This is a genomic window from Pseudomonas sp. FSL R10-0056 (genome assembly GCF_009600105.1).
GTDB classification, from domain to species: domain Bacteria; phylum Pseudomonadota; class Gammaproteobacteria; order Pseudomonadales; family Pseudomonadaceae; genus Aquipseudomonas; species Aquipseudomonas bubulae.
In genome coordinates this window covers 58,457-79,161 of record NZ_WIWL01000056.1, presented here as the reverse complement: position 1 = coordinate 79,161, position 20,705 = coordinate 58,457, and the positions used below count along the sequence as shown (strand labels likewise).

General features: G+C 58.7%; 13 protein-coding genes. 9 read left to right on the top strand and 4 right to left on the bottom strand.

Going from position 1 to position 20,705, the window contains the following annotated elements; all coding sequences use genetic code 11:
• Positions 1-124 precede the first annotated feature (124 nt).
• A complete protein-coding gene (locus GHO42_RS03290; protein ID WP_153327261.1) occupies positions 125-4,411 on the bottom strand; it encodes a membrane-targeted effector domain-containing toxin in 4,287 nt (1,428 codons plus the stop codon).
• Between the two features lie 259 nt (positions 4,412-4,670).
• Between GHO42_RS03290 and GHO42_RS03285 the strand changes: the two genes are divergently transcribed.
• The 7 genes from GHO42_RS03285 (at position 4,671) to GHO42_RS03255 (ending at position 12,955) form a co-directional block, all read left to right on the top strand.
• On the top strand, positions 4,671-6,428 hold the full coding sequence (locus GHO42_RS03285; protein WP_095000915.1) for a carbamoyltransferase: 1,758 nt from the start codon (positions 4,671-4,673) through the stop codon (positions 6,426-6,428).
• Positions 6,412-7,542: a glycosyltransferase gene (locus GHO42_RS03280; RefSeq protein ID WP_095020181.1), complete on the top strand. Its 1,131-nt coding sequence runs from the start codon at positions 6,412-6,414 to the stop codon at positions 7,540-7,542. The genes GHO42_RS03285 and GHO42_RS03280 overlap by 17 nt, the downstream gene beginning before the upstream one ends.
• Entirely contained in the window at positions 7,542-8,438 is an 897-nt protein-coding gene (locus GHO42_RS03275) for an antimicrobial resistance protein Mig-14 (protein WP_095020182.1), read from the top strand. Before GHO42_RS03280 ends, GHO42_RS03275 begins: the two co-directional genes overlap by 1 nt.
• 121 nt (positions 8,439-8,559) lie before the next feature.
• Positions 8,560-9,978 carry a PIG-L deacetylase family protein gene (locus GHO42_RS03270; protein WP_095020183.1) on the top strand — a complete coding sequence of 473 codons (1,419 nt, stop codon included), beginning with the start codon at positions 8,560-8,562 and terminating at the stop codon, positions 9,976-9,978.
• A gap of 63 nt (positions 9,979-10,041) precedes the next feature.
• Positions 10,042-10,926 carry a DUF6625 family protein gene (locus tag GHO42_RS03265; protein ID WP_170943714.1) on the top strand — a complete coding sequence of 295 codons (885 nt, stop codon included), beginning with the start codon at positions 10,042-10,044 and terminating at the stop codon, positions 10,924-10,926.
• Entirely contained in the window at positions 10,923-12,074 is a 1,152-nt protein-coding gene (locus GHO42_RS03260) for a glycosyltransferase family 4 protein (protein ID WP_153327257.1), read from the top strand. Before GHO42_RS03265 ends, GHO42_RS03260 begins: the two co-directional genes overlap by 4 nt.
• Positions 12,071-12,955: a glycosyltransferase gene (locus GHO42_RS03255; RefSeq protein ID WP_095017695.1), complete on the top strand. Its 885-nt coding sequence runs from the start codon at positions 12,071-12,073 to the stop codon at positions 12,953-12,955. Before GHO42_RS03260 ends, GHO42_RS03255 begins: the two co-directional genes overlap by 4 nt.
• A 14-nt stretch (positions 12,956-12,969) precedes the next feature.
• Here the strand turns inward: GHO42_RS03255 and GHO42_RS03250 are convergent, their stop codons facing one another.
• Together GHO42_RS03250 and GHO42_RS03245 are read right to left on the bottom strand one after the other, a co-directional pair.
• Positions 12,970-14,178, bottom strand: a complete 1,209-nt coding sequence (locus tag GHO42_RS03250) for an acyltransferase (RefSeq protein WP_232527670.1) — start codon at positions 14,176-14,178, stop codon at positions 12,970-12,972.
• 2 nt (positions 14,179-14,180) lie between these two features.
• Positions 14,181-16,046: a bifunctional O-antigen ligase/aminoglycoside phosphotransferase family protein gene (locus tag GHO42_RS03245; RefSeq protein ID WP_153327255.1), complete on the bottom strand. Its 1,866-nt coding sequence runs from the start codon at positions 16,044-16,046 to the stop codon at positions 14,181-14,183.
• 157 nt (positions 16,047-16,203) lie between these two features.
• Between GHO42_RS03245 and msbA the strand changes: the two genes are divergently transcribed.
• Together msbA and hldE are read left to right on the top strand one after the other, a co-directional pair.
• Positions 16,204-18,012 carry a lipid A export permease/ATP-binding protein MsbA gene (msbA, locus tag GHO42_RS03240; RefSeq protein WP_095000924.1) on the top strand — a complete coding sequence of 603 codons (1,809 nt, stop codon included), beginning with the start codon at positions 16,204-16,206 and terminating at the stop codon, positions 18,010-18,012.
• A 167-nt stretch (positions 18,013-18,179) separates the two neighbouring features.
• On the top strand, positions 18,180-19,601 hold the full coding sequence (hldE, locus tag GHO42_RS03235) for a bifunctional D-glycero-beta-D-manno-heptose-7-phosphate kinase/D-glycero-beta-D-manno-heptose 1-phosphate adenylyltransferase HldE (RefSeq protein WP_095000925.1): 1,422 nt from the start codon (positions 18,180-18,182) through the stop codon (positions 19,599-19,601).
• Between the two features lie 110 nt (positions 19,602-19,711).
• Here the strand turns inward: hldE and GHO42_RS03230 are convergent, their stop codons facing one another.
• Positions 19,712-20,668, bottom strand: a complete 957-nt coding sequence (locus GHO42_RS03230; protein ID WP_095000926.1) for a metal ABC transporter ATPase — start codon at positions 20,666-20,668, stop codon at positions 19,712-19,714.
• Between the last annotated feature and the right edge of the window lie 37 nt (positions 20,669-20,705).

Sequence of the window (20,705 nt, the reverse complement as noted above, 5' to 3'; positions counted from 1 at the left end):
CGACGGGGGGAGGCTAGCAGAGGGCGCGCAGTTTAGCGGCTGAGGTGCGGATATCCAGCAAAACAAGTGACAAGGACGCGCTGAGCCGTCCCTGTCTTGAACGTGATGAGCGTCGGGCGCGGGGTTATTGCACTTGGGTCATGTTGATGTCTTGTAAGCCATGGATCAGGTCTTTGAGGGTGTCGTAGCGTTTTTGGTGGATGGTTGGCCAGCTTTCACGTTCGATAAAAATCTGACCATTGGCGTCGGTTCTCAAAGGGGTATGCACAATTTCGTGGTTATTTGAGCGATGTATCAACTGGGCGCCTTGAGGGGATGCGCTGTCCAGGCGGAAGAACCCCGGAGCCGGTAGCCTGTTATTGGTTTGCGATGGGGAGAGGGCTGGTAAATGGGGCTTTGTGCCTGGAATGTCGATTTGCAGCCAGTAATCGTTTTTCAAAAAGCGGTAGTTAGCATGTTTGTTATCCGCGGGGATGATTTCACCGATGTCCTGACGCAAGCCGCGGCTGGTGCCCGGGGCTGAATCCGATACTCGCACGGATATCGCCCCTTCAAGTTCGGCCAGCCCCGGTATGCCCTCAAAGGTGTTGGCATGTGAGTTGCCCGTCAGGGCTATCCATTTGCCTCCTGGGTTTTGGGCCTGATGAGCGCGAATCGTACGGGAGGCAAAGTAGCTGAACATTTCATAACGGTTTAGCCAGGGCGTTTCGCTCGGTGTGCTTTTCGGGTAGTAACTGGCCGAGCAGTCAACCGCGATAACCCTGATGCCATGCCGTCTGGCCTCGCGCACCAGTTGGCTGAAGGTATGGCGGCTGGAGGGGTTGATCTGATGACCAAAATCCTGATCCTCAAGGTATTTGTTCAACCTGAGGGGCATTTTTCCGCTTTGGAAGTAGTCATCCAGAAGGCTTTGGTGCAGGTCGCTTTGCAGGTGCTCCATGTAGAGGACCTTTACGTCGTGCCTGGCAAACTCGGCCATGTTGTCGATCAGGATCTTTTTACTCGATTGGTGAGAGTGGGTTTCACCCCACACGATGCCATCTGACTGCTCGAACAGGTGGTTGATCAACGCTTGTTCCTGCACGTTGCCAGGTAATTGCGGGCGGGTGGCCCGGGGTTTTGCAGGTTTTGTCAGGAAGTAGGCCTTGGCATCCGCGAGCAACTTGATCCGCAGCTCCTTGAATGCCCGGTGGGCAAGGCTGCGCTCGGACGCAAAATCCATAAAGTCAGTGATGCCATCGAGTACTGAACGATGGTTCTCGGTGATGTCCCGAAGTGCTTCCTGGTACTCGGCGGGCATGTCGTAGTCGCTGTATTTGAGGTGGGGCACATCGCCAGGCAACTCGGTGAGATGCCCGGTCAGAGGTACCCAGCGTTTGCTGTTGTCCGCCAGCCTGTGCTTGATTTGCCAGCGGCCTGCGGTGCGCCGGACCTTGAAGCTGGCGCTTGCGCCAGCGCTTGAACTCGATTGCGGTTGCAAGTACCAGTTGCGGCCCAGCCAGCCGCTGTAGACTTCGAACACGTCGCTGTCCTGCTTGATATATCGCATGTTGTCTATGCGATAGATGCCCTGCTCGTCAGGGGTGTAGCGGCTGAGATCGACGCCTCTGACGCGCGCGTTGTCGATTACCCTTTCAATGCCGGGCTTTTGTTTGAGCAAAGGGGTTGTTGGATCGACATCCCATTGCCCGGCCGAGAGTTCGCGCAAGGGGATGCTGTACGGTGCGTTGGGTTTGCGCTCATCCAGTGCGCGCCAGGTGTTGTCCAGGTTGTCGTACTGGCTGCGATAGAACCTGCCGTTTGTGTTTTTGGTGTAGCAGGCGGTCTGACCATTGGCAGTGGGCGCTTCATACACACCTGCACCGTATTCATCCCCCGTGCGCAGCCTGAGCCTGGCACCGGGATAATGGCTGGCAGCAGCGGGGCTCAACGAGGGTACGGGCTGTTTTGCGCGTTGACGTATCGAATTGCCGAATACGGCTGAGCCGGTAAAGTCCGAGGCGCCGTCAGTCAGGTAGGTGATGGACTCCATAAAGTGCAGCAGAGCTTCGTGTTTTTCGTCGCGCTGCAGGGCATCAAGGCCTCTGATGATCTGAGCGATAAACCGCGCCAGTACGATGGGCAGCAGCACTCGGGTGGGCAATGCGAAAGACAGGATGTCGATTGCCGTCAGTACGGCCTCTTTGGCAGTGTTTACGTTGCTTTCCCAGGTAGAAGTCGACTGCTCGTCAGCATCGCGGATGGCGTGCAAGGCCTCGGTGTCGTAGGACGCTTCGAACAGGTCATGGCTGATGCCCTGCAGTTGCAGATTGGCCTCGCTCAGTCCCCGCTCCAGCAGCGGCTTGATATACGGCTGTTGCGCCGGTGTCACGTGGCGCATCACATAGGCTCGCCAAATAGGCCGTGACAGGATCTGGCCCAGCTCGTTGCGTGAGTTGGCAACCAGGAACCAGCGGCTCTCAGGCCCGCCGGGGGTGTAGCACAGCAGTTGCCCGGAGCCGGTGGCGCTGAACACCAGCAAACCCGGTAGTGGTTTATAGCGCAACATCAGCAGATGGACTTTGACCTGCTCACCGTTGATTTGTGCACGGTTGTTCTCTACGGGCTGCTCCAGCGCAGCCCTGACCCATGACACCTGTTGGGTGGTCAGCGCACCCGCCAGCGTGGCTTCAAGCAAGTCCAGGTTCAGTTGTGCCTGCTTAAAAGCGACATAACGCTCCTTGCGCCATTGGGCCTGGCTGGAGTTGACCAGCAGCTCCTTGAGATTTTTTTTGTAGCGCTCGCCAATATCCAGCTGGCGCACCAGCGTTTTCAGATAGCTGCTGGTCAGCACGGCATGTTTCTGGCCCGCTCCATCCTTGACTTGTGCAGTGAGGGCGAAAGTGACGTCCCAGATACCGACATTGGACAGCGCCAGCTCACTCAGGCTACGGCGTGTGGTGTGGTAACTGATGATCGGCCCGGTTCTGCCCAGGCTCATGCCTGCAGGAAACCCGGAACCACTGACAGGGTTGATCAAAGGGCCGGTGCGCAGGGCTTCAGTGGTCGAGATGAAGATCTCGTCCGGGTCGACGTCTATGCCGTGGTCTTTTTTGATCTGTTGCTGTAACTGAAGGCGGGCATAGCCCAGCAGTGTATGTTTGCGGCCGATTTCGCTGAGGGGTTGGGCGTCGTCGGATTCTGCCGCCAGGCGCTCGTGATTAAGGCGCTCAACGGCCAGCCGCCACTGGGTTTTTTGGCTGTCTGAAGCAGTCTTCAACCAGTCGGGCAATTGGCTTTCCATCAATCGGGTATAGCGCCCGCGCAGTATGTTGGCGGGATTGAGGGGCAGGCTTGCAGCCAGGGATTGGTCGACGCAGTCGGATAGCTGGTCGAGGGATGTGTCTTGCTTGAGATTGCGTGCCACCGACCAGGCATGGTGCATGTCGCTTTTTTGTTTGTTGATCAATTGATCGCTGAAGACGGTAGCTATGGCGCTATCTGCAACCGGGCTGTAGTCGACTTGCTCATGGGCCAGGGCGCGCTCCCGATCTTCGGTGAGTACACACGTGAGCAGTGTTTCACGCTGGTAAGGATCGTTGAGCCGGGTCGTCAGTTCCTGACTGAGGGCGGCGAGTGAATCGAACACTTCCAGGCCAGTGTTCGGCAGGTAAAGTACTGAAGGCCGCGGGGTGGGGTCCAGGGCAGTGCGCTTGTCCTGCACGTTGGCTGAGATCAGGGGCAGGTGTTTCGTGGTAATCACGAAGGCGCCGTGCAGCACTGCAGCCCTTTGCATGAGACGACTGCTGAGTGCCAGCGTGTAAAAGCCGTAGGGACCGGGTGTTTTTGACGCGGGAGATGGGCTGGCATCAGGGAGTACCTGATTGATCATATCCAGGGCGGTGGGGCTGAAGGTGTTGTCCTCGTGGCGCACGGAGGCTTCGGCGCGGATCAGCCTGTGGGCAAATTGCGACAGCCAGTCTTTGGGCGCTTGACCATTGAGGTCCTTGTGGGGTGTGCGCCAGAAGTCGTTAAGGGCATCCCTCACACACAACTGCGGGGAGCGGACGACAAACTCAAGGTATTTTTCGAGTTCAGGGGCGGATACCCCGACCGTTCGATCCTGCTCGTCAAGGGTATAGGCGTAGTTGTAGACGCGGGTGGCACCCTGTACGAAGGTCGGGATCTGGCCGGTCAGGTAGCACAGGTCTATCAGGGCAGTCACCGTCTGGCTGGCAATAGTGGGGGTTTGGCCAGGCTGGGCTGCGATCTCTTCATTGACGAAAAGAAAGTCGGTGCAGGTGTCAGCGGGCAACCGCGGGAAAAATACCCGCAGGCAGTGATCCAGCGACAGATCAAGGTTGGGCAAGGCATTGCGCAGCACGAGCAGTTCACGCTCTGCGTCTTTGAGGTTAGCGAGTGCACTGGGCATGGTGTCGTTCCTGTCTATTGACGCGTACGTCGGTGTATCCACAGGAAATCCCAAAACGTTCGGGTGTTAGGGCTACATATATGTGGCCCGGCGATTTTTTTGCAGATGAAGGCGCGCAATAGGGCGTGGCAAATCGTGCAGGGTCACTGCGGGCGTCTTTACGCTATAATCCCGCTCTTTAGCTGTTTCTCGAACTGCGAGGAACGCATCATTTTTTCAGGCGCCCGCCGCCTGCCTGCATTCAAAAGAGGCTAATCCAGTGGCATTGACGATTCTTGGCCTGTCCGGCGCCCTTAGCCATGATCCCTCCGCAGCCCTCTATATCGACGGCAAGCTGGTAGCGGCGGCTGAAGAAGAGCGCTTCGTACGCGATAAGCATGCAAAGAACCGCATGCCCTACGAGTCCGCAAAATTCTGTCTTGAACAAGCGGGTATCAAACCTTCCGACGTTGACGTGGTGGCGATCCCGTTCGCTCCGATCAGCTTGTTCGGCAAGGCTCGCTGGCACTACGCCAAGCGCTACTGGTACGCCCCGGATCGCGCCCTTGACGCGATCCTGATGGGCAACCGTCGCTACAAGCGCTACCGCAACAAGATCGTGTTCTGCCTTGAGCAGCTGGGCTTCGACCCGAAGAAAATCAAGATCGAACCGGTCGAGCACCACCTGGCTCACGCATCCAGCGCCTACCACTGCTCGGGTTTCAAAGAGAAAACCGCGATCCTGGGCATCGATGGCAAGGGTGAGTACGCCACGACCTTCTTCGGCTACGGCGAAAATGGCAAGATCACCAAGATCAAGGAGTTCTTCGACCCGGACTCCCTGGGTGGCCTGTACGGTGCAATCACCGAGTTCCTCGGTTTCGAGATGCTCGATGGCGAATTCAAGGTCATGGGCATGGCGCCGTACGGCGACGCCAGCAAATACGACTTCTCGCGTCTGGCCTCGTTCGAAAACGGCGAACTGGTGATCAACACCGAATACGCCAACGTGATCGGTCTGCGTCGCTACAAAGAGAACGGCAAGGGCTTCTACTTCTCGCCAAAACTGATCGAGTGGCTGGGGCCCAAGCGCGAAGGCGATATCGCCGACGAGCCGTACATCCACTACGCGGCCAGCATGCAGGCGCTGTTTGAAAAACTGTCGCTGCAGATGATCGACTACTACCTGGGCGACATCCTCAAGGAAACCGGCAAGATTGCCTTTGCGGGCGGCTGCGCGTTGAACGTGAAGCTGAACCAGAAAATCATTGCTCGCCCGGAAGTCAAAGAACTGTTCGTACAGCCTGCGTCCGGTGATGCCGGTACCGCAGTCGGTGCAGCGGCGTATGTATCCCACGCTCGCGGCGTGCCGGTCGAGAAGATGGAACACGTCTACCTCGGCCCTGCGTACAGCAACGAAGACGTGATCGCGGCCTGTGCCCGTCACCCTGGCAAACCTGCCTACCGCCGCATCGAAAACACCCCGGAGCGCATCGCCAAGATCATGGTCGATGGCAACCCGGTAGCGTGGTTCCAGGGGCGCATGGAGTTCGGTCCGCGTGCATTGGGCGGTCGCTCGATCATCGGTTGCCCGAGCAGCGAAGGCGTGGCAGACCGCATCAACGAACAGATCAAGTTCCGCGAGCGCTGGAGGCCTTTCTGCCCGTCGATGCTCGACACCGTAGGCCCGCAGATGATCAAGGTCGATCACCCGGCACCCTTCATGACCTTCACTTTCGAAGTGGCTGAAGAGTGGAAAACCCGCGTGCCGGAGGTTGTCCATGAAGATGGCACTTCCCGCGCCCAGGTGCTCAAGCGCGAATACAACCCGCGTTATTACGACATGATGAAGGCGCTGGAAGTGCTGACCGGTAACGGCGTTTCGCTGAACACTTCGCTTAACCGTCGTGGCGAGCCTATGGTTTGCTCGCCGACTGACGCGCTGAACATGTTCTTCGGTTCCGATCTGCAGTACCTGATCATGGAAGACATCCTGGTGGTTAAAGACGGCGCTGAGACTTATGAATCGCTCGACTGAGCGTCATGTGCTGCAGTTCTGCCACGGCTATGACGGGCCGTTCCTGGACTGTGCGCGCCAGTACGCGAGCCTGTTTGCCGGTACCGGGTACAAGGTCACCACGGTCTTCCTGACCGGAGCAACCGACCCTGAAGTGGCAGCAGGCTGTGCGTCTGATGAAGTGATCTTTATGGAATTCAGCTCCAGGGCCATTCGTGGCCTGAAGCTGGGTGCCATCGCCAGGCTGCGCAAGATCGCAGCCTCGCGCAATTTCAGTTTTTGCATCGCCCACCGCTTCAAGCCGATTTATATCGCCTTGTTGGCCACCGGCTTGCCGGTGATCGGCGTGCATCATGCGTTTGGCGATTATCAGCGTCGCAGCCGCAAACTGTTTGCCCACCTGTTTCGCAAGCGCCTGAGCCTGCTCGGTGTTTCCGACGCGGTGCGTGACGACATGCGCAAGTGCCTGCCCAAGTGGCCATCAGGGCGTATCAACACGCTCTATAACCGTATCGATATCGATGCGGTCCAGGCCGGGCAATTGTCTGGCACCCCGGCGCGCGAAGCGTTGGGGCTGTCGGTCGATGGCTTTATTGTCGGCAACGTCGGTCGCCTGCATCCGGACAAGGACCAGGCCACGCTGATTCGCGGTTTTGCCCTGGCGTTGCCCAATCTGCCGACTGACAGCCAACTGGTCATTATGGGCAAGGGGCGTCTGGAGGAGGATCTCAAAGAGCTGAGCAATGAGCTGGGGATCGGCGATCAGGTGCTGTTTTTGGGCCAGGTGCCTGATGCACGCCGCTATTTCAGGGCCTTTGACGTGTTTGCGTTGAGCTCTGATCACGAACCGTTTGGCATGGTGCTGCTTGAGGCTATGGCTGCCGGTGTGCCGTTGCTGGCAACGGCCTGTGGCGGTGCCAAAGAAGTGGTCGAGGGCGTGGGGATTTTGTTCCCGCTGGGCGATGCCGAGCATCTGGCCCAGGGCCTGCAGCACCTGGCTCAACTCGATGATGAGCAGCGCATGGCTTGCGCCGAACTGATGCTTGAGCGTTTGCACGAACGTTTTAGTGATCGGGCGGTGCGCAATACCTTCTGGCACTTGGCGCAAGTCACCGACCTGATTGCGGAGTCCTGATGCTCAATCGATTTCAAGGCTGGCGTGAGCGCGGCTGGAGCGTTGTGGATTCCGGCACTTATGCCGATGCCTGGCAGCGTTTTGGCGGCAGCGTCGCTACCCACCCGATGGTCGTTGAACGTCTGGCGCAGTTGGCCGGTATTCCTGTGCGTTATCTTGCCTGGGAGCAGGACGGCAAGCTGAAGGCGGCGATCCCGACCTGGGGGCGCGATCTGGCCTTGTCCAAGGATGTGCTCAAGCGTCATGGCAAAAAAGGTCTGTTCGATCTGGGCAACGCCGAGCTGATCCTGCCCGCAGCTGCGGATGCAGCGGCGCCTTTGCGTCATCGAGCACGCTACCTGTCGCAGCTCAATGAGGGCCGTTTCAGCAATCTGCTGCCGCAAGCCGAGCAGTTGGCGATGGCTCGCACGCCGGAAGAACTGTCGAAAAAATTCCGCTACAACCAGCGCCGCGAACTGCGTTTGCTGGAGGAGGCGGGTGGGGTAGTGCGCCCGGTTTCGGAGTTTTCCAGCGTTGAGCTGGCAAGCATTTATTGCGATCTGTTTTTGCGCCGCTGGGGCTTTGTTGCCACAGGGGCCGAGCGGATGGCCGAGGTCATCGAACTGTTGCGCGAGCTGTTGATCGGCTCGGTGATTTTCCTCAACGATGCGCCGATAGCGATTCAATTGGTGTACCGCGCTGAGTCGCCCGAGTGGATCAGTGTCGAGTACGTCAATGGCGGTGTTGACCCTCAGACCCGTGAATTCAGCCCTGGCAGCGTGTTGAGTTTTATCAATACCCAATCTGCCTGGGAGCAGGCCCGCAGTCTCAACAAGCCTTTGCGCTTCTCGTTCGGCCGCGCCGACCGTGAATACAAAGAGCGTTGGTGCAACCCGGTGCCCGTGTTCAAAGTCTGAAACACAAATCTTGTAGGTGCGGACTTGCTCGCGATGGTATCACTGCGTTTTTTAACATCCCGCAGTGCCTGCATCGCGAACAGGTTCGCTCCCACGAGAGATCAATCACAAGAGCCTAGCCATGAGCCAACCCGCCTCGCGCAAACAGCAACTTCTCAAGCGTCATCGGCGCAACAAGCGTATTGGCCTGCTGATCGGCCTGCTGGTGCTGATTGCCAGTGGCGTGTTGCTGGCCTGGTGGTTGCCGCCGGTGTTGGCGGTGCTGGGCTGGGTGGCCCATGAAGCATGGTTTGCCGATCATCTGTTCTATTCGCCCAAGGACGATTACCAGTACAGCTTCCCGGCCGGCAGCGAGCAGCCGGCGGTGCGCCTTGAGGGCGACAAGCTGGTAGCGGAGCACCCGCTGCAACTGGCAGGAGATGAAACCCTGATCCTGGAGGTCAAGGTTAAAAGTGGCTGGCTGGGACGCTTTGTTGACCCGTATGTGCAACTGTCGGGTGGCGAGTCGGCGGACCGGCAAACTTTCGAGCGTGGCGTGAATGGCCAGCGCTACCTGAACGTGAGTGGTTGTGCGCAGGCGCTGGTCGCGGGGCAGTTGCGTGTGCGCGGGCGCTACTGCCGCGTTTTGGGCCAACCTGAACTGCGGATTTTCCGTCAACCCGATTATCGCCAGCAGCGGATCATGGTTGTCGCACCCCACGCCGATGATGCTGAGCTGGCCGCGTTTGGCCTGTACAGCCAGGCCAAAGAAGCCTGGATCGTGACCCTGACCGCTGGCGAAATCGAAGCCGGGCATTATCAGCAAATGGGCCTGCCACGGGCAGAGGCCGCCCGCCTCAAGGGCCGTTTGCGCGCCTGGGACAGCATGGTCGTACCGCGCTGGGCCGGGGTGCCTGAAGCCCATTGCGCGCAATTGGGTTATTTTTGCCTGCAATTGCCCGCCATGCAGGGCGCTCCCGATCAGCCGATGGCCTCGCGCGAGGCCGATTTGAGCGACATTCGCGTATTCCGCCAATTCAACCCGTTCCCGTTGCCCGCCGATCAGGACGGCGCGCCGACCTGGCATAACCTGCTGGCCGACTTGCGTGCATTGATTCTGCGCGCGCGCCCTGAAGTGATCGTGCTTCCGCACCCGTCAATCGACCCGCACCCGGACCATATCTGTGCCCATGACGCTGTCATCGAGGCCCTTGAAGGCCTGGAGTGGCAGCCGACCACGGTGCTCGGCTACGCCAACCACCTGCATGACAACGATCGCTGGCCGATGGGTAACAGCGGTGACGGCATTGCCTTGCCGCCGGTGTTCGATGCCACGCTCAGCCTGCGCCCTTGCAGCCTGCCGTTGAGCCTTGCACAGCAACGCGACAAGGCCATGGCGCTGGGGATGATGCATGACCTGCAGCCACGGGCTGCGCTCAAGCGCAGGATTAGACGATCGATACAGCAACTCCTGGCAGGCAGAAAGCCATCGCCTTATGGCGAGAATGAGTTTTTCCGCAAGGCCGTCAGGCGTCATGAGCTGTTTTGGCAACTAAAATAATAAGCACATATAAAAAGCGGTCATAGCATTGACCCTAATCTCGACCTTTACATTGAGTTCCCTGTGATAAAACCATCACCGCGTATTTTATTTGTGATCCCGTACTTCGGCCGCTGGCCGTTCTGGATGCCGTTTTTCCTAGAAAGCTGTCGGCACAATCCCGATATTAACTGGCTATTTTTCAGCGACTGTGGGGTACCTGAAAATCTGCCGGCCAATGTGACCGTTGAATCGATCAGCTTTACCGACTATTGCCGTAAGGTTTCTGAGCGCCTGAAGATCAATTTCGCACCCAAAGAGGCTTATAAACTGTGCGATATCAAGCCGGCGTTGGGCTATATCCACGAAGATCGTCTGCAGGGCTATGATTTCTGGGCCTTCGGCGATATTGATCTGGTGTACGGAGACCTGCGCAGTTATTTCACCGCCGAGCGGCTGGCCCGCTATGACCTGTTTTCAACCCACGAACGCCGGGTCGCGGGGCATTTGTGCCTGATGCGCAATACGTCATGCAAGCGCGAGCTGTTCATGCGGATAAAGGACTGGCAGCAGCGCTTTACTGACAATCAGCATCATGCGCTGGATGAAGGTGCCTTCAGCCGGATCTTCCTGTGGCGCAAGAACCTGCCCAAACCGCTGTTCGAGCTGGTGGGCAAGTTCAACCCGCTGCGTCGCACCAGTGAGTTTACCGAGGCCTTCAGTACCCCCGGCGGCTGCATTAAGTGGCATGACGGCACGGAAAATTTCCCGGGCAAGTGGTTCTGGAAAAACGGCATATTGAAAAACGATCGTGACGGCGATCACACCTTTCCTTACTTTCACTTCGTGTGTTGGAAGCGTAACGAGTGGGCCAAGCTGCCTGCTCCCGATCCAGTTGCAATCCAGCGTCTGGCGGCAGAGCCTGCCTGGGTTATTGATGCCACCGGATTTCACCGGGGAGAGTTATGAAGCGTTCCAAGGTTTTGCAATTGCAGCCCGACTACAACGTCAAGTCCCATGACTTTGCCGACCTCGCCGAGCAGATCGTACGCGCATTGCCCCGTGAGCATTACGAGATCACGGCGGCCTTTTTGCGTGGGCGCCCGGGGCCGGGCGAGCCAGTGAGCAAGGCCGACCACTCGGTGTATTTCGAGTTCAGCGACAAGTCGCTCAAGGGCATGCGGTTGCGCGCCATGTGGGCGTTGTACAAGTTCTGCCGCAAAGAGCAGTTTGATGTGGTGATCTGCAACCGCTTCAAGCCGGTGAACATGATGCTGCAGCTCAACCGCTGGCTGAAAATCCCGCTGTGCGTGGGTATTTCCCACGGGTTTGGCGAGTACGACCGTTTTTACCGGCGCAGCCAGGCCAAGCGCCTGATCGACAAGCACTGGCGCTTTGTCGGCGTGTCGCCTGCGGTCAAACAGTACCTGCTGGACTGCCAGTGCGGTTTCACCGACGCCAATACTTACGCGATCACCAACGCCATCGATATCGAGCAGGCCGAAGCCCTGCAGCTGCCACGCCAGCAGGCGCGTGAAAGGCTCGGCCTCGATCAGGATGCGCGGATGATCGGCGCGCTGGGACGTCTGGTGCCTATCAAGGGCCACCGCTTTTTGCTGCAAGCCTTCGCGGCATTGAAAGACAAATACCCGAACGCGCAATTGGCCATTATTGGTGCCGGCCGCGAGGAGTCGCGTTTGCGCGAGCAGATCGGGCAACTGGGGCTCGATGGTCGTGCGCATTTGTTGGGCTTCCAGGAGAACGCCCTGCAGTACGTGCGTGCTTTTGATATCTGGACCATGCCTTCACTGGCCGAAGGCCTGGGGCTGGCGCTGCTCGAAGGCATGAGTGGGCACTTGCCGGTGATCGCCAGCAATGTGCCGGCCATGCTGCCGCTGATTGAAGGGGCGGGTGGCCTGGCGGTGAAGCCCAGCGACGTGGCAACGCTCACCGCAGCGCTGGACGAGTACCTGGCCCTGTCGGACGACGCTTTGCGAGCCAAGGGCGAGCAGGCGTTCCGCTACTTGCAGCAAAACCACGACATTGAGGTATTCCGCCAGGAGTATCTGGACCTGATCGACTCGGGCCTGCGCCAGGCCCTTAAGGAACACCCATGACTGACTCGCAACCCCTGGTGACGGTGATCATCGCCTCCTACAACCACGGGCCCTACATAGAACAAAGCATCCAGAGCGTTCTGGATCAGACTTATCCCAATATCGAATTGCTGGTGATCGATGACGGCTCGCCTGATGACAGCGTGGAGCGTATCCAGCGTTTGCAGGCGGTACATGGTTTCGACTTTCGAGTGCAACAGAACCAGGGCCTGACCAATACCCTCAATGGTGCGATTGCCCGGGCCAAGGGCAGCCTGATCGTGCCCTTCGGTTCCGATGACATCATGATGCCGGACCGTATCGCGGTGCAGGTTGCCTACATGGATGGCAAGCCGGAAGTAGGTATTTGCGCGGGCAATATCGAGTTGATCGATGCCAATGGCAACCTGTTCCCGGAAAAACGCCAGCGCCGTGATGTACCGTTCCGGCGCCTGGACTTCGATGACATGTTCCTGGAGCGCAAACCGTATCCGCCTGCGCCGACCCTGATGATCCGCCGTGAAGCACTGGACAAGGTGGGGGGGTTTGACCCGAGCATTCGCCTGGAAGACTTGTATATCGAGCTGAAGATTACCCATGCAGGGTACTTTATCGACGGCCTGAACGTGGTGATGGCGCGCTATCGCAAGCACGCGACCAATTCGTACAAGAACCACCGGTTCATGATCGACAGCATTCTGCGCATTTATGCCCAGTTCAGCGATCACCCGCTGTACGACGAGGTGCGCTACAAGTTCCTCAATTCCATGTTCCTGAAAACGGCCAACCGCAATCGTGCCCTGGCTCGCGAGCTGTTGGCGCAGATTCCGTTCAAGCGCTGGACGGGCAAAACCTGGCGTGGGCTGGGGCGGCTGTATTTCTCACCCCTGGAAAAAGACTGACGGCGTGCGAGGGGTTATTCCGGCTCGACCTGTGAGGTTGTCCGGGTACGCCGGCGCAGTCGGCGCACAACCCTTTTGCCTGCGGCCATGCCCGGCTTCTCGATGTAGAGGAAGCTCAGGCTGCTGAGCACAATCAACAGGCAGCTGCTCAGGGCCGCCAGCAGCAGGAACACCAGCGGCTCTCTGGTATCCAGTGGCAGCCCCAGTGGCAGGCGTTGCAACATCAGCCAGATCAGGAATCCGTGTAACAGGTAGGTGCTGTAGCTGATTTCACCCATCCAGCGAATGCTGCGCTTGGCCAATGCGCCAAACAGCGTATGCCCGGAGGCGATGATCGAGAACGCCAGGGTAAGCAACAGCAGCGGGAAGAACGCAAAGCTCTTGCGGAACAGGGTCAGCACGGCCATCAGCACAACCAATGCAATGACCCCTGCAACGGGCGTCCGGCTCCAGGCCAGCAGCCTGGGCGTGCGTACCCAGTACGCCGCGGCCACGCCACCGAGAAAGCTCATCAGAATGTGCTTTTTCAGCGAGTGCTCCCAACCTACCACCTGATACAGCGCATAGATGGCGATCAGGCACAGTGCAGTCTGTCGCCAGTCGCTGCGGTACAGAAACACCATCCCGAACAGCGGCAACGCCATATAGAAGAACACTTCGTAGCTCAGGGTCCAGGTGACGTTGGCAATCAGCCCGCCGGTTTGCGGGAATTGATTGATGTCCGGGCGATCAAAAAACAGCCAGGCCAGTATCTGGCCGGCAATCTCCAGCGGGGTGTCCTTGAGTGTCCAGTCCTGGATGTAGAACACGCTGACAATCACCAGCAGCATCAGCGGCAAATATAGCGGGTACAGGCGGAAAACCCGGGACACGGCGAAGGCCAGCCAGTCGTATTCACGGCCTTTCTCGAGCAAACGCCCCCAGAACAGAAAGGCCGTGATCATGAAAAACAAGGCCACGCTGGCCAGGCCGATCTGGGCGTAGAACCGGGTCGAGGGCATTTCAAATGCCCCGGTATGCAGGAACACCCAGGTAATGGCGGTGTGGTGAATGAACACACCAAAGGCCAAATAGCCGCGCAAGCCATCAACACTGCTATAGCGGCCTTGAGCTGAGTGCTCCAGATTGCGCTGGATGGTCGGCGACCACCGCAGCAGCAATGCTGACGTCATGATCGCCAGGCCATAGGCCAGCACCGCCCACAAGGGGTTACTGCTGTCCAGGCTCAAGGCGCGTTGGTTTGAGCAAGTGCCATAACCTGGTTGCGCAGGCTTGTAACGGCAGGGGCGGGAGCCAGGGTGGCATAACCTTGCAGCAGCTCGGGCAGTTGCTCTTCGAACAGCCAGCGACGGTCTTCGGGGTAGCGTTGCATATGCCGCAAGTTGCGCTGGCGCAGGGCTATGCGCAGTGCCGAAGGATAAAGATGCATGTCGGCGATATCGATCAGGGCGAACTCGCCATCGTCCATCAACAACACATTGCCCAAGTGCAGTGAGCGGAAGTAAACGCCCTTGTCATGCAGGATCGCCAGGAACTTGCCGAAGCGCTCGACCAGGGCCTGGCGCATGGCCGGCGAACCCATCGACTGCATGACCTGGCGCAGGGTCTGGCCGGGCAGTGGTTGGTACAGCACGGCAGTGCTGCCATTGCGCAACTGAAACAGGTCGAGGGTTTTCGGCGCGGGAATGCCCATCGCCTGCAAGCGCTCACTGTTGACGGCAAAACGTTCCGAATAAGGGTTGAAGCTGCCCGAGGTATAGCAGCGGCGTGCGCGGAACAACTTGAGGAAGTTGCCGTTTTGCAGGCGCAGCACCTTGGGGCCCAAGCCATCTTCTTCAATCACCTGGGCATGGCTGGCAAGGGTATTGAAGGCGGCATCGGACAGGCGGTGAACCGGCCTGTCGCGCAGGCTCTTGAGGCGCAGGCCGATATTCAGTGCGGCGATCAGGGCCAGCGGGATCCACAGCAGATACCAGTGTTCCTTGGGGCGCGAGATGATCCCTCCACCCTCGGTCAGGCCGGCACCGATACCGTATACCAGCCAGGCGGAGGCCAGGATGAACAACGGCTGCACGCGGTGACGCCAGCTGCTGTACAGGCCCCAGGCCTGCATGAACAACCAGGGCAGCAGGCCGAGCAAACCGACGTAGAACAGTACCCCGAGGAAAAAATTATGGGGCTCGCTCAGGGGGTCGTCGGGATATTGTGGCAACGTCAGAGACAAGTGCGCGTCATAGCCATGACCGACCCACGGGCTTTGCGCGATCAGATCCAGCGCCATCTGCCACAGTTCAAAGCGGAACGAGCTGCCGCGGCTGACGAGCATGTCCCAGAACAGCGTGGCCACCACAATGCCCCCTGCAGCGAGCATGCTGATCAGGGCCAGTGAGCGACGGTTCCAGCAGATAAAGCTGAGCCAGACCATGGTCATGACGATGGCCAGCAGCGGGGTTCGGGAGCCGGTGGCGATCACCGCCGCAAACATGATGACAAAGGCGGGAATGGCCACAAACAGGGCTGGCGGGCGCTTGCAGGTCATGCCCAGGGTTAGCCAGTAGATGCAAAAGAACCCGAATGCGTGGGAGCTGAGCAGCGGATTGTCGAAAGCACCGGCTCCGATCATCCGCAGTTGCGGATCATGGTTGGGGTAGAACATGTACAGGTTGTACAGGGTCGCGACCAGGGCAATGACTGCGGCACCAAAAATGACCGGCTGCAGGCTGTCACTGCGGTATTTGACCAGCAATGTACCGCCCGCGAACAGCATGAACAGGTGCAGCGGGGGTTTGAACAGGCCGAGAATGCTCTCCTCGGTGTTGCTCCAGATCAGGCTGACCATGGCCCAAGCAGCAAACAGCAGGAAGCCTGCGATCAACGGTTCACGCAAGATGTCCCGGAGTTCTTTGGGCCGCAAGACAAGGGCAATCAGGGTCGGAATGCTGAACAGCCCGTAATACAGTTTGTGATGCAGGCTTCGTCCAGGTAGAAAATAAAGGTCGGATAAAAGTAATAAAAGGCCGACAGGCAGCAGCCATAGGCAAATGAAATCAAACACCCGTTGTTTTGAATAATTTAAGTAGCTCAATTGCATGCTGAAAGGTTCGTTCCAGATTTTGGACGGCCATACTAGCGCACTGGCCCTGTAGTGTCGTTTTTACTGCCCCACGAGGCCGGGCTACAAGCGGCAGTCAGTACACCAGAGAAGCTGTGATAAAGTCAGCTTCCTTTTTTACTAACCGCCGCGTGATATGACCGAATCCAGCCCCAGCACAAGCGAATCGAGCTTGAAGATATATCTGCGCCTGCTCAGCTATGTCCGGCCTTATGTCGGCCTGTTCCTGCTGAGTATCGTCGGGTTTCTTATTTTCGCTTCGACCCAGCCAATGCTTGGTTACATCCTCAAGTATTTCGTCGATGGCCTGTCCAATCCGGACGCAGTGCTGTTTCCTTCCGTTCCCTATCTGCGTGATCTGCGCCTGTTGCAGGTCGTGCCGATCCTGATTGTGTTGATCGCCGCATGGCAGGGCCTGGGATCCTTCCTGGGCAACTACTTCCTGGCCAAGGTCTCCCTGGGCCTGGTACACGACTTGCGGGTTCAGCTGTTCAACAACCTGCTGGTCTTGCCCAACCGCTATTTCGACAAGCACAACTCGGGCCATCTGATCTCCCGTATTACCTTCAACGTGACCATGGTCACCGGTGCTGCCACCGATGCGATCAAGGTGGTGATCCGTGAAGGTATGACAGTCGTATTCCTGTTTGGCTCGTTGCTGTGGATGAACTGGCGCCTGACGCTGGTTATGGTCGCGATCTTGCCACTGATTGCGGTCATGGTGAGCACAGCCAGCAAAAAATTCCGCAAGCAAAGCAAGAAGATTCAGGTGGCGATGGGTGACGTAACCCACGTTGCCTCGGAAACCATCCAGGGCTACCGCGTTGTGCGCAGCTTTGGCGGTGAGGCGTATGAGCGCAAGCGCTTCCTGCAGGCGAGCCAGAGCAACACCGACAAGCAACTGCGCATGACCCGCACCGGGGCTATCTATACCCCGATGCTGCAACTGGTCATCTATGTAGCTATGGGCATCCTGATGTTCCTGGTGCTTTACCTTCGTGGTGACTCGTCGCCTGGCGACATGATCGCCTACATCACCCTGGCCGGCCTGTTACCCAAGCCGATTCGTCAGCTGTCTGAAGTCAGCTCGACGATCCAGAAGGGTGTAGCGGGTGCCGAAAGCATCTTTGAACAGCTGGATGAGAAACCGGAAGTCGATACCGGCACTGTTGAGCGCGACCACGTCACTGGCCGTCTGGAAGTGCGCAATCTGAGCTTCACCTACCCGGACACCGACCGTCAGGTGCTCAGGGACGTGAGCTTTTCGGCCGAACCGGGGCAAATGGTGGCATTGGTGGGGCGTTCCGGCAGTGGCAAGTCGACATTGGCGAACCTGATTCCGCGTTTCTATCACCACACAGCGGGCGAAATTCTGCTCGATGGTGTTGAAATCGAAGATTACCGTCTGCTCAACCTGCGCCGTCATATTGCCCAGGTAACCCAGCATGTGACCCTGTTCAGCGATACCGTGGCCAACAATATTGCCTACGGTGACCTGGCGGGTGCCCCGCGTGCCGACATCGAAAAAGCCGCGCGTGATGCTTACGCGATGGACTTTATCGAGCAATTGCCACAAGGCCTGGACACCCAGGTCGGTGAGAACGGCGTGCTGCTTTCCGGCGGTCAGCGTCAGCGTCTGGCAATTGCCCGGGCGTTACTCAAAAACGCACCGCTGCTGATCCTGGATGAGGCCACCTCGGCGCTGGATACCGAGTCCGAGCGCCATATCCAGGCGGCACTCGACCACGTCATGAAAGGTCGCACCACGCTGGTGATCGCTCACCGGCTGACCACCATCGAGAAAGCCGATCTGATTCTGGTGATGGATCAGGGCCAGATTGTCGAGCGCGGTACCCATGCCGAGCTGATGGCGCAAAACGGTTACTACGCACGCTTGCACTCGATGGGGCTTGATGCGCCTGAGGTCTCCGGCGATATCGCCTGAGGCCTATACTGATACCTGTGGAGGCAGGCCTGCCTCCACGGGGAATCTTCATCTTGAGTCTTGTAGCTCATGTCTGATTCTCATTCGCTGCGATTAATACCGTGAACTGACCTGCGTTCACCCTGTGTTAATATCGCGCCCCTGTTCATTTTGTATGTGGGTTGTCCATGAAGTTGTCCATGCCGCGATTCGATCAAGCCCCTGTCTTGGTGGTAGGCGATGTCATGCTCGACCGTTATTGGCATGGCGGGACCTCACGGATTTCCCCTGAGGCGCCGGTGCCGGTGGTCAAGGTCGAGCAAATCGAAGACCGCCCGGGCGGCGCTGCCAACGTTGCGCTCAACATCGCTGCACTGGGCGCGCCTGCCTCGCTGGTGGGGGTGACCGGCGACGACGAAGCCGCCGACAGCCTGGCCAACCGGCTCAAGGGTGCGGGTGTTCGTGCACTGTTCCAGCGTATTGCGCACCAGCCGACCATCGTCAAGCTGCGGGTCATGAGCCGTCACCAGCAATTGCTGCGTATCGATTTCGAAGAACCGTTTGCCACCGACGCCCTGGCGTTGGGCGCTGAAGTTGAAAACCTGCTTGAAGGCATCAAGGTGCTGGTGCTGTCCGACTACGGCAAGGGTGCCCTGAAAAACCATCAGGTGCTGATCCAGGCCGCACGTGCCAGGGGCATTCCGGTGCTGGCCGATCCCAAGGGCAAGGATTTCTCGATCTACCGTGGCGCCAGCCTGATTACGCCAAATCTCAGTGAGTTTGAAACCATCGTCGGTGGTTGCACCGACGAGGCCGACCTGGTGGCCAAGGGCGCCAAGCTGATGGCAGATCTGGACCTGGGTGCCTTGCTGGTGACCCGTGGCGAACATGGCATGACCCTGTTGCGTCCGGGCTTTGCCGCCATGCACCTGCCGGCCCGTGCCCGAGAAGTGTTTGACGTAACAGGGGCTGGCGATACCGTCATCTCAACCCTGGCCGCAGCCATTGCTGCCGGTGAGGAACTGCCCCACGCCGTGGCCCTGGCCAATCTGGCGGCGGGTATTGTGGTCGGCAAGCTGGGTACGGCAGCCATAAGTGCGCCGGAACTGCGTCGGGCGATCCAGCGCTCAGAAGGGTCGGAGCGTGGTGTGCTGAGCCTCGATCAGCTGTTGCTGGCCATCGAAGATGCGCGGGCGCACAACGAAAAAATCGTCTTCACCAATGGTTGTTTCGATATTTTGCATGCCGGGCATGTGACCTATCTGGAGCAAGCGCGGGCCCAGGGCGATCGTTTGATCGTTGCAGTCAACGATGATGCTTCGGTGAGTCGCCTCAAGGGTCCGGGTCGCCCGATCAACAGTGTGGACCGTCGCATGGCTGTACTGGCCGGTCTGGGCGCCGTGGACTGGGTGATCAGCTTTCCTGAAGCCACGCCGGAAAATCTGCTGGCTCAGGTCAAGCCTGACGTGCTGGTCAAAGGCGGTGATTACGGCATCGATCAGGTGGTTGGCGCCGATATCGTGGCCGCCTATGGCGGTACGGTTAAAGTGTTGGGGCTGGTTGAAAACAGCTCGACCACAGCCATTGTCGAGAAAATTCGCGGTCAGTGATCGACCGCACACCCCCTGTGGGAGCGGGCTTGCTCGCGATCGGGTCGACTCGGTGTAACTGAAAAACCGAGTTGTCTGAATCGCGAGCAAGCCCGCTCCCACATTTGAATCTAAGACTTTTTCACCACCTTCCTGAAAATCTGCCGCGCCTTGCCGGTCAGGCGCTTGAGCCGTGACTCGGGTTTGGGCGGGGTTAAACCCTGTTGCCGAACCCAATCCTTCCAGCGAATCCGCTCGTCATGGACCACCCAGCCGTCCTGCGGTGCAAAGCTCTCGGCCAGCCGCACGCCACGGGTACTGGCAGGTTGCAGGCGGTCTTTGCTCAGGGTGTATAACTCGGCGCAGGGCCGGCCTTCCGTGAGCGGGATCAGGTACAGATCCGGGCGCTTGCGGTCCAGCCGCGCTACCAGTTGATCCCCTTCAAGCCGCTCTTCGACATGGAAAAGGCTCAGGGACTTGGCCTCTTTGGGCACTTCCAGACGCAGGTCGTAAATCAGTTGCAGCGATGCTGTCGGCAAGTGCACGTAGGTCCGTGGCCGCTCCAGCAAGGGCTGGCTGCCACAGCTTACAGGCCGTGTCGCACCGGACAGGGGGGTCAGGCGAAAGGGCATGGCCTCGCGGTAATGCAGCGCGGCGGCGTAGGGCGCAGGCAGCCATGTTTCATTGAACCGCCCGCTCAGCCAGCCTTCGGGGGTTTCCAGCAGGCACTCTTCGGCAATCTCCTGGATGGCTGTGTGCAGGGGCAGGCTGACCTCGTGGGCTGGCACGTAACCAGAGATCAGCTTGAGCACCACATCGCCCCGATCCTGACGACGCTGACGTACCAGCACCCAGTAGTCGCGACCTTGCCAACTCATGGTCAGTCGCACGGATACGCCAAGGTTGGCCAGCTCCAGCGAAAAACGCTCATTATCGGCAACCTTGACCGGGCGGCGCTTTAGCAGGGTCTGCGCGAAGTTCAACGGCATGCCGATGCTTTGATAGCTCAAGCCCTCTGGCGTGGCTTCGACAAATAACGGCAGGGTTTTGAAGTCGCTGGGGTTCTTGCGGATCAGCATGCGCGGCATGTCGGCTCCTCCTTGCGTCGGGGTCGGCCGCGTCGGC